Annotated in this window: 12 protein-coding genes; 10 read left to right on the top strand and 2 right to left on the bottom strand. The window is 66.1% G+C overall.

The window, feature by feature from the left end; all coding sequences use genetic code 11:
• The 3 genes from VGN72_13395 to VGN72_13385 all read left to right on the top strand — a co-directional run.
• Positions 1–291: response regulator (locus VGN72_13395; GenBank protein ID HEV7300356.1), on the top strand; the 291-nt coding region annotated here is incomplete at its 5' end.
• Between the two features lie 846 nt (positions 292–1,137).
• Positions 1,138–1,509 carry a glyoxalase superfamily protein gene (locus VGN72_13390; GenBank protein ID HEV7300355.1) on the top strand — a complete coding sequence of 124 codons (372 nt, stop codon included), beginning with the start codon at positions 1,138–1,140 and terminating at the stop codon, positions 1,507–1,509.
• Between the two features lie 93 nt (positions 1,510–1,602).
• A complete protein-coding gene (locus VGN72_13385; protein ID HEV7300354.1) occupies positions 1,603–2,208 on the top strand; it encodes a hypothetical protein in 606 nt (201 codons plus the stop codon).
• A gap of 600 nt (positions 2,209–2,808) precedes the next feature.
• Here VGN72_13385 and VGN72_13380 read toward each other — a convergent pair.
• Positions 2,809–3,327 (bottom strand): hypothetical protein, encoded by a 519-nt coding sequence (locus VGN72_13380; GenBank protein ID HEV7300353.1) that lies wholly within the window; start codon positions 3,325–3,327, stop codon positions 2,809–2,811.
• A 553-nt stretch (positions 3,328–3,880) separates the two neighbouring features.
• On the opposite strand from VGN72_13380, the gene VGN72_13375 reads away from it, so the two are divergent.
• The 5 genes from VGN72_13375 (at position 3,881) to VGN72_13355 (ending at position 9,330) form a co-directional block, all read left to right on the top strand.
• Positions 3,881–4,933 carry a LacI family DNA-binding transcriptional regulator gene (locus VGN72_13375; GenBank protein HEV7300352.1) on the top strand — a complete coding sequence of 351 codons (1,053 nt, stop codon included), beginning with the start codon at positions 3,881–3,883 and terminating at the stop codon, positions 4,931–4,933.
• Positions 4,934–4,970: 37 nt separating this feature from the next.
• A complete protein-coding gene (locus tag VGN72_13370; GenBank protein HEV7300351.1) occupies positions 4,971–5,594 on the top strand; it encodes a PEP-CTERM sorting domain-containing protein in 624 nt (207 codons plus the stop codon).
• A gap of 43 nt (positions 5,595–5,637) precedes the next feature.
• Entirely contained in the window at positions 5,638–6,498 is an 861-nt protein-coding gene (locus tag VGN72_13365; GenBank protein HEV7300350.1) for a hypothetical protein, read from the top strand.
• A 1-nt stretch (position 6,499) separates the two neighbouring features.
• A complete protein-coding gene (locus tag VGN72_13360; protein HEV7300349.1) occupies positions 6,500–7,300 on the top strand; it encodes a DUF1559 domain-containing protein in 801 nt (266 codons plus the stop codon).
• Between the two features lie 98 nt (positions 7,301–7,398).
• Positions 7,399–9,330 carry an endo-1,4-beta-xylanase gene (locus tag VGN72_13355; GenBank protein ID HEV7300348.1) on the top strand — a complete coding sequence of 644 codons (1,932 nt, stop codon included), beginning with the start codon at positions 7,399–7,401 and terminating at the stop codon, positions 9,328–9,330.
• Positions 9,331–9,470: 140 nt separating this feature from the next.
• On the opposite strand, the gene VGN72_13350 is transcribed toward VGN72_13355, so the two are convergent.
• Positions 9,471–9,758: a hypothetical protein gene (locus VGN72_13350; protein HEV7300347.1), complete on the bottom strand. Its 288-nt coding sequence runs from the start codon at positions 9,756–9,758 to the stop codon at positions 9,471–9,473.
• 353 nt (positions 9,759–10,111) lie between these two features.
• On the opposite strand from VGN72_13350, the gene VGN72_13345 reads away from it, so the two are divergent.
• Together VGN72_13345 and VGN72_13340 are read left to right on the top strand one after the other, a co-directional pair.
• On the top strand, positions 10,112–10,924 hold the full coding sequence (locus tag VGN72_13345) for a sugar phosphate isomerase/epimerase family protein (GenBank protein ID HEV7300346.1): 813 nt from the start codon (positions 10,112–10,114) through the stop codon (positions 10,922–10,924).
• The gene (locus VGN72_13340; protein HEV7300345.1) at positions 10,903–11,910 is read left to right on the top strand and encodes a Gfo/Idh/MocA family oxidoreductase; all 1,008 of its coding nucleotides are present in this window, start codon (positions 10,903–10,905) and stop codon (positions 11,908–11,910) included. The genes VGN72_13345 and VGN72_13340 overlap by 22 nt, the downstream gene beginning before the upstream one ends.
• Positions 11,911–11,914: the final 4 nt, after the last annotated feature.

Here is an 11,914-nt window from a genome sequence, read left to right as displayed (position 1 = left end):
TTTACCGCCGCGACCGCAGCCGAGGGGATGGAGGTACTTCAGGCCGAGCGGCCGGACGTGGTGGTGAGCGACATCGGCCTCCCGACGCGAGACGGCTACGAGTTCATGAAGCAAGTGCGGGCGCTCGCCGAGGATCGCGGCAGTAAAACGCCCGCGCTGGCGTTGACAGCCTACGCCCGCGCGGAGGATCGGATGCGGGCGATCCGCGCAGGCTTCCAGATGCACGTGCCGAAGCCGGTCGAACCGGCCGAGTTGATTACGATGGTCGCCAGCCTCGCGGGCCGAGCATAAGCGGACCTCCTGTAAACCTCGGACGCCCCGCCGTGCAAAAGACCGCTGCAGCACCGGCGACGCGGCTGGCGGGATAGCCGCACTGCATCGGGCCGGCCGGGCGGAACGGTCCTTTTGACCCCGTCGCGGCTCGGTCCACTCAAGATGACTAGTCTAACGCCCGACCCATCGAAATCCGTGGCTTCAAGTGGCCGAAGCGTCCGACGTCGGTGGCGACGGCGCCACTCCTAGGCGAAGACACGTTCGGCAGGTGGCTGGGCATCGCCCGCGGCGAATTATGGTGGGACCGAGACGGAACCCGCACGGGCCGGTTCGACCATTCGTTTGTGAAGCTGGTGCCCCGCGGCACCTTCTGGACCGTCTGCTTTCACACTATGGAGCCGCTCATCGACGTCGATATCGTGCTCCCGGTCCGCTGGTACGGCGGCGTCCTCGAGGAGGTAGACCTGGAGCTCGACGTCCTGCGATCCGCGAGCGGCCGAGTTTCGGTGCGGGACCAAGCGGAGTTTGATCGGATTCGGTGCTAACGGCACGCTGCCGGACGACATCGCCGAAAAAGCGCAGGCGACCTGCGAAGCGGTTCGGGTACGCGTGCAAAGCGGCGCAGAGCCGGTCGGCGCGGGTTGGTTGTCGCGGTTCGTTCGCGAATCGAGCGGTGGGCCCGGTCATGGTCTGGGGGACCTATAACGCAGCCCGCCGTCAGCGGAATGACCACCGTCACGCATTCGCAGTTCCGCCCGTCTGCCCCCTGCCCCTCCCGGCCGAGACGATACGATGGCGGGCGTGGTCGGCGCGGTGCCGGCCGGTGAAAGGTGGGTCCGTCATCTACAGGGAAACGGTGGTGACATGAATGGTGCGGTACCGGTTCTGCGGGTCGGCGACTGGGGCGAGCCCAAGGCGTTCTACGTCGATTGGCTCGGCTTCGCGCTCGACTGGGAGTTCCGCTTCGGCGACGATTTCCCGGCCTACGCCCAGGTCGCGCGCGATGGCATCACACTCCACCTCACCCAGCACGCCGGCGACTGCGCGTTCGGGGGCCTGGCCCACATCGAGGTCGATGACATCGAATCGCTATTGCAGGCGTGGGACGCGGGGCGTCCCGCCGCTGCCCTGCCCCGTCCGAAACGCATGCCGTGGAACGCGCTGGCGCTGCGGGTTCCGGACCCGTTCGGAAACCACCTGTCGATCCAGCAGACGCTCGACGGCGACGGCACGTGACCGGCCCCCCGTCCCGACTGCGGCGAGGCGGCAGGGTAGGCTTGCCCGTCGAATTGCCTTCCTGGGCGGTGCAGCCGACGATCGGCAGCACCCATGTCCAACGAACACCTCAGCGCCGCCGCCGCCCTGGTCGTCACGTTCGCGCTGTTCGCCCCCTACGTCCGCTCGATTCACCGTGGCCACACGCGGCCGCACGTGTTCACCTGGGTCATCTGGGGGCTCGGGACGCTGACCGTGTTCGTCGCACAGCTGGCCGGCGGCGCCGGCGTCGGGGCCTGGCCGATCGGCATCTCCGGCCTGATCACCAGCTACGTCACGCTGCTCGCCTACCGCAGGCGCGGCGACACGGCCGTCACCCGCGTGGATTGGGCGTTCTTCCTCGGCGCGCTGTCGGCGTTGCCGCTGTGGATGCTGACGCGCGACCCGCTGTGGGCGGTCGTGACGCTGACGGTCGTGGACCTGCTCGGGTTCGGGCCCACCGTGCGAAAGGCGTACTGGCACCCGCGCGAGGAGCACGCGGGCCTCTTCGCCCTCTCGGCCCTGCGCAACGGGCTGGTCATGCTGGCGCTGGAACGTTACTCGCTGACGACCGTGCTGTTCCCCGCGGCGGTCGGCATCGCGTGTCTGCTGCTCGTGGCCATGCTGCTCTGGCGACGCGCCTCGCTCGACGCGGCGAGGCAGGTGGGGCCGACGACGTGAGGTGCTGCTGGCGCACCCCACCCGGCCGCGTGCGACGATCCACACGATTCTGCACCCCTTCCCACTCGGCCCCCGACCCCGACACGGTTTTTAACTGGAACTCGCAGATAGAGCGGAGAGTCCGAGAGTTTCCGGGTGCAGAAGGCCGGGACGGTGGGATGTGACGGCCGAGCCCCGCTCTCTCCCCTTCTCGGCCCAGAGCCTCAGAGATGAAAACACCGCAAAACCAGCCGGAAAACGAGAGAACCCTGTTAACTGGAATTAACAGGGTTCGCGAAAAACTATATAACGCCTTGTCAGAAAACAATTTATGAATCTCCCCGCGCCTGACCTTCCTCGAACTTTCTCTGGGCTGAAAGTGCGTTCTAAATCAATGGGCGTGGTTGAGGCTGCATTGCCTCGCCTGTGGGCACCCGGTTCTTCGAAGGGTATCGCGTCACGGATAGCAAGGTCTCCGCGGTCGCCCGCGGGGTCGTAGCGTGCCGTCCAGCCCCAGCCGGGCGGCGGTCTGCGTCACCCAACGCTCGCTGCCGAACGGCGTGCCGCGGGCGAGGCTGCGCGATCGCCGCCCGCTGTTCGGCCTTGAATAGGTCGTCCACCTCAGCCGCCCAGTCCGCCGGCGCCGCCACCGGCCACTGGTCGGTCGGCAGCAGCCATGCGGGCCGGTCCGTCGTCCGCCGCTCGCGGTGGTGCAAACTGCCCCATCGCCAAGCCGCCGCCCAGCTGACCAGCTTGGCCCGCAGCGGATTGCGCTCGACGTACCGGTAGACCATCAGCAGGTGTAGGTCCTGCTCGATCAGGAAGCTTTCGAACCGCCCTTAGTAGAGCGGGCCGGTGCCCGCCGTGCGATGGGCCGCGCCAGCGTTGGGTGTGGGTGACGATCAGCAGCCGCAGGAACTCGCTCAGCTCGCCGTCCCGCCGCGGCCAGAGGACCAGGTGCCAGTGGTTGGGCATCAGGCAGTACGACAGCAGCCGGCACGGCAGCCGCTCAGGGACGTCCGCCAGGCACCGCTCGAACGCGGCGCAGTCGACGTCGGACTCGAACAGCGTCATCCGCCCGACCGCGCGGCTCAGCACGTAGTAGGCGAGGCCGCCAGTGGCGGTGCGGGGACGACGCATGACCGGCCGGTGGCCGACCGGCCGCTTTGAGCGACGGAGCGAAGGGAAGCAAGCGCGTTTCAACCGCACCCATCGCGCTGCGCCGTGAACGAAGTGAACGCTACACGTACACTCACTTCGTTCACGGCCCAACGTTGCACCTGCAATTGCATTACTCTTGAGGCTGTTTCAAAACCGGTCCTGTTTCGCCGCAGGAGCGCAGCTCCGGGCTTTGCGTTTCTTTCGAGGCACTGAAAATCGCGGAGCTGCGCTCCTGCGGCGAAACAGCAACGGGGTGGTTCTGAAACCGCTCCTTGGCACCGTCCGACGGATCGCATCTGCACGGACATCGGAAATGATTCGTCAGACGGCGCTTAGCGTTTATTGCGATAAGTGGGAGCGGCAGCAATTTCGCCTAAATATATCGTTTTTCCAATTGCCCGCATCGACCAAGTTCGCCAAGCCCGCATCCTGTTCCACGGAACAAAATAGAGTAGCGGTTTGACAATCGCGGGATTTTAGGACATATTCAAGCAACCGGTTGCATAAGGCGATACAACCGGTTGCTTTAGATATGATTCAGACTCAGAAAACCCCGATCATAAGCCCCGTGGCCCGCCCCACGATCGCTGACGTGGCTCGCGATTGTCGGATGAACAAGTCCACGGTCAGCCGCGCGCTGAACCTGCCGCCTGACCAGTACCCGCTGCGCCCCGAGACGCGACAACAGATCCTCGACGCCGCCGCCCGGCTGGGCTACAGCCCGAGCTGGACGGCCCGCTCGCTCTCGGCCCGGCGGACGCGGCAGATCGGGCTCCTGTTCCGCTACTCGCTGCCGGAGATGCGCGGCATCTACGGCGACATCACTCAGGGCCTCAGCGCCGAGCTCGAACGGGCCGGCTACCACCTGCTGTTCGTCCCGCTTCATGGCGACAACTGGCAGCAGACGCTGCGCGGCAACCAGTTCGACGGCTGCGTGATCCACGACGTCGACGTCAGCGGCACGCTCGACCTCGTCCGCTCGATGGGCCTGCCGGTGGTCGTGCTGAACAACGTGGTGCCGGCCAGCGACGTCAGCACCGTCGCGCCCGACGACGGCCAGGGGACGCGCCTGGCGGTCGAACACCTCCTGGGCCTGGGCCATCGCAAGATCGCCTACCTGCGCATGGGGCGCGGCAGCGACGCGGCCCACTTCAGCATCAAGGTTCGCCGCGACGCCTACCTGCGGGCGATGCGCGACGCCGGTCTGGCCGAGCACGCGCTGGCCGCCGACGAGCCGATCGACCAGTTCCTGGACCGCGTGCCGGTCGGCGTGCCGGGCGGGTACACCGCCGTCGTGCTCTACTCGCACACCGAGGGCGTCCTGATGCTGCGGCACCTGACCCGCCGCGGCCTTCGCTGCCCGGGCGACGTCAGCCTCGTCGCCTTCAACGACACGTTCCCGATGGCCGACCTGAGCCCCGCCTTCACGACCGTCGCGGTCCCCGGGGACGCGATCGGTCGCGCCGGGGCAAGGCTGCTGCTTCAACAATTGAACGCCACCGGCGACCCGGTGGCACGACAGACCGTGCTCCCCGAGACGCTGGTCGTCCGGGAAAGCACGGCACCCTTGGCCGCTGGCAAGTAGCCAGGCGGCACCCCATTTTCGAGTGAGGAGAATGCACATGACCTTCCGTACCGCGACGCGATTCGCCGCCACCATCTTCCCGGCCCTGTTCTTGGTATCGTCGGCCGACGCCACCATTATCCGCGACTTCGGCAACGGCGTCGGCTTTAACTCCGTCGGCACCGGCACGACCCAGAACGCCTCCGATCCGGTCTTCGTCGCGCTGCAGAAGTCGGACGCGGCCACCACGGCACGGGCCGATCTCACGGCCCCGGCGTTGTTGGCCGGTGAGTCCAACGAATTCTTACAGATCGTCCTCCGCCGCGGTGCCAACGACACGCAGAGCGCAATCTCGTTGGAACTGTCCGACACCGACGGCACCACCTTCAAGTACACGGGCGGGTTCTCGCTCTCGGGCGTCGGCACGACGTCGTTCGTCACGTTGACGGCGACCAAGAACCTGTCGAGCAACGACAGCGTATCTGCCGCCGGTTCGACGACAGGCCTGAACCTGTCCAGCCTGAGCAACGTGCGTCTCATCGGGTCATTCGGTAGCGGCCAGGTGCTGGACCTGCAGATCGATGCCATCCAGACGACCGCTGCGGTGCCAGAGCCGACGAGCCTCGCGGTCCTGGGCGCGGTTGCCGGCATTCCGTTGCTCCGTCGTCGCCGGCGCGCCTAACGGGCGGCCGACACCGAGCAGTGCTGTTGAACGAGGGCCACTGATGTCCGTCACTTACACCTCAACTCCCGTTCGCGGTCGCTTCACGGCGACCGTGCTCTCACTGATGTTGTTGGGCGCGTGGCCCGCCGTACTGCCGGCGGCCGCGCCTGATGGTGGAAGTGTCTTCATCGATGACTTCACCACGGGCCCGGTCACCGACGCCGGCGCGTCCGCCGCCGGATTTTGGACAGTGCGGGCCCCGCAAGGCGCATTCGCCACGAAGTCCGACGGTGTCCTGAAGCTGGAGTCGGCGGGCCCGGCCCAGTGGGCAAACCTGCACCTCATCTCGGCTCTCAGGCCCGATTTCAATTTCTTCGCCCGCCCGCTCACGTTCTCCTTAGAGGACTTGGCGGTCACGGCGTCGGAAGGGGTGCCGCCGGAGCGGGCCACGATGCGCTTCAGCGTCACGCCGGCGGTCACGCAGGAGTGGCTGGGCGACACCGGCGTCAGCCTCTCACTGAACGCGGCCCGGCGGCTGCGACTGGGGTACAAGGTCGCGACGCCGCAGAAAGACCCCGACTCAGCCAACATGTTGGTCGAACACACGTTCGCCGGCGACGTGACCGGCATCGACGTCACGCTCGACGCCGATGGCTACGCCCTGGCCGTCCGTCACAAGGACGAGCGCGGCGAGCCGGCCGCCACCCCGTTCACCACCAGTGGCAAGTGGACCGACAAGGGGCCGGGGCTAACGAAGGACTCGTGGGGCGGCGACGGGTCGGCCGTCATGTTGTTGGCCCAGCGTGGACAGATCGATCCCCCGGCCGATACGAACGCCGCCGTCATCACGCTGTCGGCGTTCAAGGTGAACCTGGGCCAGCCTACCACCCCCTCGGCCGGCACGACTACGACGGAGAAATAACATGATGCGACATCGTCATTCCGCCACCGTCCGCGACGCGTTCACGCTCGTGGAACTGCTCGTCGTTATCGGCATCATCGCCCTGCTGATCAGCATCCTGCTGCCCAGCCTGAACAAGGCCCGGGCGGCGGCGCAGGCGGTGGCCTGCGCGTCGAACATGCGCCAGATCGGGCTGGCGATGACGATGTACACGAACGACCACAAGGGCATGCTGCCCTACGCCTACATCGCCACGGCGTCGCCGGCGACGCAGGTGACGTGGGACGACCTGCTGAACAAGTACTTCGGCGGCAACTTCACCGACGCGGAAAAGGACCTCGGCATCCCGCAACGGCCGGTGAACGTGGTCCTCTGCCCGACCGACCCCTTCACGCAGCGGGCGGATTTTTCGCCAACGTCGGTCGAGCAGCCGCGCAGTTACGCCGTGCCCCACATGTGGCCGAGCGGCACCACGCCGGTGAACGCAACCCAGATCTCGATGACGCTGTTCGATCGGTCCGAAGCGGCGACGCCAAACCCTTTCATGCGATCGTTCAAGATCACCGACGTGAAGGCGGCCGAGACGCTGTTGTTGGTCGAGAAGCCCAGCGTGAACAACATCTTGGGCAACATCAGCGACTCCACGGCCTATTCGCCGTACAGCCAGGCGCTGAACGATACGTTGACGCCCGTTCACAGCAAGAAGTGGAACTACCTGTTCGCCGATGCCCACGTCGAGCGGCTGACGCCAAGGGAGACGCGCGGCACCAGCACGTTCCCGACGTGGTACTACGGCCCATGGACGCGCAACAAGAACGACTAAACCTCTCGACGTCCCAGCGGCGCCGGGTGGTCCAGGACAACCTGCGGGCGGCGAGTCATCAACATGACCGCCGCCCGCATTCACATCGGACAACGCACATGATTCGCACCTTTCAATGGGCCACCGTTGCCTTGGTCACTGCCGCCGCCGCGATGGTCGGCTGCCGTCCGGAGCCCGCCGCGCCGACCGAGGCGAAGACGGCGCCAACCAGCACCGCGCCGGCGGTCAACGGCCCGGCAACCGTGGTGGGGCAGGTGCCGCAGATGCCCGCGCCGCCCGCCGGCGGTGCGTCAGTGGCGCCGGCGCTAGGGCAGTTCCAACTCGGCGGTTCGGCAGCGAACAACGCGAGGTTGGTGACCGAGACCGTCTCCGACCAACGCTTCGCCACCGCGGTGCGCCTCACGACGACCGCCAAGCCCGCGAACGCTTGGGACATCCAACTGTCCGGCAAGACGACGGCGCCGATCGCCAGGGGCGACGCGCTGCTCGTGCGGTTCTGGGGGCGGGCGGTGCAGGGGCAGGCGGAGACCGGCGAGGCGCGGTCGGCCATTGTCGTGGAGAAGGCCGGCGCGCCGTTCGGCAAGTCGATCCTGAAGCCGCTGTCGCTGTCGGCCGCGTGGCGGCCGTACCAGTTCGGGTTCGCCGCGGCCGAGGACTACCCGGTCGCCGGGGCGCAGGTGAACTTCCACGCCGGCTTCGCGCCGCAGGCGTTCGAGATCGCCGGGTTGGAACTGCTGAACTACGGCAAGTCGATTACGGTCGACGCGCTGCCCGGCAGTCTCACCAACTACGCCGGCCGCGCCACCGACGCCCCGTGGCGACAGGCCGCGGCCGAGCGGATCGACAAACACCGCAAGGGCGACCTGACCGTGACGGTCGTCGACGCCGCGGGCAAACCCGTCCCAGATGCCACCGTCGCGGTGCGCATGACGAAGCACGCCTTCCCCTTCGGGTCGGCCGTGCAGGCACGGCGCATCGCTGGCGACTCGCCGGAGGACGCACGCTACCGGCAGGCGATCGCCGAGCTGTTCAACGTTATCGTCTTCGAGAACGACCTGAAGTGGCGCGACTGGGAGCAGCCCACCCGCCCGGCGATGGTGAGGAAGGCCCTCGACTGGCTCGACGCCCAAGGCATCGCCGCCCGCGGGCACGTGCTGGTCTGGCCCGGGTGGGGCTCGAAGATGAACGCCGAGTGGAAGTACCTGCCCGACGACCTCAAGCAACTGGCCGACGCCAAGCCCGAGGGTTGGCAGCAGAAGATGCGCGACCGCCTCGACGCGCGCGTCACCGACGCCGTCACCGCGTTGCGCGGCCGGTTGACCGAGTGGGACGTGATCAACGAGACGTGGTCGAACCACGCCATCATGGACCTGCTCGGCAATCAGGAGATGGTCCGCTGGTTCCAGCTGGCCCGCGCTGCCGACCCGAACGTGAAGCTCTACTACAACGACTTCACGATGCTCAGCGGCGGCGCGGTCGAGCCCGACCGCATCGAGCACCTCTATCAGACCGTGAAGTACCTGATCGACAACGGCGCCCCGATCGACGGCATCGGCGAACAGGGCCACTTCGGCGACACGGTCGTTGAGCCGGAGCGCATGCTGGCGATCCTCGACCGCTTCGCGACGTTCGGCCTGCCGATCCGCATCACCGAGTTCGACGTGAACACCGCCGACGAGAAGCTGCAGGCCGACTACACGCGCGACTTCTACACCGCCGCCTTCAGCCACCCGGCTGTCAACGGCATCCTGATGTGGGGCTTCTGGGAACCGGCGCACTGGATGCCCAACGCCGCCATGTACAAGGCCGATTGGACGCCAAAGCCCAGCGCGGACGCCTTCGTCGATCTGACACGCCGCCAGTGGTGGACAAGCGTGGACGGCACCACCGACGCCGCCGGCTCGTTCGCAACCCGCGCCTTCTACGGCAACTACGAACTGTCCGCCACCGTGGCGGGCAAGCCGCCGCGCGTCCTGCCGTTCTCACTGGCCCCTGGTCAAGAAGGCTCCACCCGCCTCGTTCTGGACTAAACGAGCATGCCGGCGTGGCCCCTCTTGCGCCGCCCATGCTGCGGAGCGATTGTCTCCGAGTCAATACCGCCGCCAGTTCCAGTTGCGGCACGATGCCGACGTGCCCTTAGACCAGTCCAATCTTCGGATCTGATACTGGACTACGCGGACCGGCGGCCGGACCCGCGCGTAGGCTCGATTTGCTGCATTCGATTGTTCCACTTCTTTGCCTTTCGCTCCTTCTTGGCAAGCAGGCCGGCCTTCCGGGCGCTACCCGGCCGCTTGAATACCGTGAAGCACCCGCTCGCCAACTGCTCGGCGACTTGTCCGACGGTGGTGTAGGCGGCGTCGTGCGCCTGTACGAGGTAGCGTTCGGCCAGACAGTCGACCTTGTAGACCACCACGCGGTCCACCCGCCCCGCCTCGATGTCCTTCATCAGGCGTTGCACAGCGGGCCGCTCGATGTGGCCGCCGGTGAACCCGCAGGCAGATCCAACCCTCGGTTCTTGGATAAGCCACGTAGGCTTCGGCGCTCTCCCGCCGAGCGTCCAGTGCGTTCGTCAATCGGGGGCGGAATCCGAGTGGAAAGACGACGGAAGATCGGAGTGGCAGTCTATGTCGAGAGCACCACGGCGATGCAGGCGATTGCCCCGCACGCGGTCAGGAGACCGGACCGCGTTGCCTCGACTTCCACAATTGGCAAGTCGCTAGTTGATAGCGTGGCAATTTTGCGCGTTTGCGCAGGTGTTATTCGCATGGGGGCAGAGACGAGGTCGGAATGTATTGAGATGGTGACTGTCACATGACGCCAATGACTGTGCCAGATATTCCATCGCAAACTGATCGGAGAAGCCTAGCGCGATCGTTTGCGGTAAGTCCCTGCAGCAACTTCGAACTGCCATGGGTGGAGGCGATGCGGAGGTACGCCGAACTCGGATTTCGAAAGTTCGAGACGTTCAACTTATGGACGCCTAAGGGGATGGGACGACACATTGCCCCCGCACACTGCCGCGCCATCGCGCAGCGGAATGAGATGCAGTTCATCTCGATGCACCTGCCGCCGATCAACGACGACCGCGCTCGCTCACTTGAGGTAGCGATTGAGGCAGCGCGTTTTGCGCAGGAGATCGGCGCTAAGATCGTGCTGTTCAAGGCGACGAGTTTGGAAAACTACATCGCCACGGGCCGCCAGTTCTTGGACGCGATTGACGGGCTAAACGTCACGCCGGTCGTTCAGAATCATTACGGCCAAGCGATTTCCACGCTGGACCACTTTCGCAAAGTGCTGAAGGGGATCGACGACAGTCGTTTACGGACGCTGTTGGAGGTCGGTCATTTCCACAGCGCCGGCGTGGCATGGCGCGAAGCGTTCGACCTGTTGGGGCCCAGCGTCGCGCTCGTTCACATCAAGGATCAGATCGGTCGCACGCCCGTACCGTTCGGCACGGGCGAGATCGACTTTTCCGGCCTCTTCCAACACATGGCCAACGCCGGCTACGATGGTGACTATGTCGTGGAGATGGAGGCCGCGCCACGGCAGACGGCACGCACGATCGAGTTGCTCGGCCAGGCTCGCTCTTATCTGGAGGGCCTGTGCAACGAATTGAACCTATAAGCGTGCCCGGCGTATGCGTCGTCGGGGCCGGACGACTGTCGTCGAGGCGGATCTATCCCTACCTCGGGGCCGCCGGTGGACGGTTGACGGGCGTATGCGACCTGGATGAAGGCAAGGCCAACTTTATCGCGACGCGCTTTGGTGGTCGGCCGTACACCGATATGGACCGCATGCTTGAGGTCGAGCGCCCCGACGGTGTGATTCTCTGCACGGGCCCGGCCGGACATGAACGGCTGGCCAAGCGGGTCCTTGCGCTCGGGCTGCCCGTATATACAGAAAAGCCACCGGCCGAGACCGCCGCTGGGGCGCTGTCCGTCGCGCGGGCCGCGGCACAAGCAGGACGGCTTTGCATGACCGCCTTTAAGAAGCGCTACAGTTCCGCCTTCGAACGGGCGCGCCGTTGGGTGGACGAACTCGGATCGAACGCCCCGCTGCTCTCGCTCTCGGTCGACTACGCCTCGGGCGCCTACCGCGGCGTCGACGAACAGCATCGCGGCTTCCTGCTGGACTTCGCGATCCACCAAATCGACCTCGTGGGCTACCTCTTCGGTGACGTTGCCGAGGTCTTCTCGTTCGCGCGCGGCGCCAACGCGTACGCCGTCAGCCTGCGATTCCGAAACGGCGCCGTGGGAACGATGAACTTGACGGACGGCCGATCGTTTGCCGTTCCCACCGAAGAGGTGGAGCTCACCGCCGCCGGCGGGAACTTCATGACGATCCGCAACAGCTCGTTCTGGCGCGTGACCCAGGATGGCACACCATCGGAATGGCGAGAACCGACGACGTTCATCAGCAGCGGCGACAGCGGCAACGATACGGGGCATTTCGCCGAGTTGGTGCAATTCATCGGCGCTATTGCGGAAGGTCGCACCACGTCGCCGTCCGAAGTCTACCAGGCGTACAAAAGCATGGTCCTCTACGAGGCGATCGTGCGGTCGGTCCAGACGGGCGCCCTCGCCACCGTGACGTACGAGGAACTGCGTTAGTCCT

It is taken from the genome of Tepidisphaeraceae bacterium (assembly GCA_035998445.1).
Taxonomy (GTDB): Bacteria; Planctomycetota; Phycisphaerae; order Tepidisphaerales; family Tepidisphaeraceae; genus DASYHQ01.
Note: the sequence above shows the minus strand (reverse complement) of the source record. Positions and strands in the feature narration are given on the sequence as shown.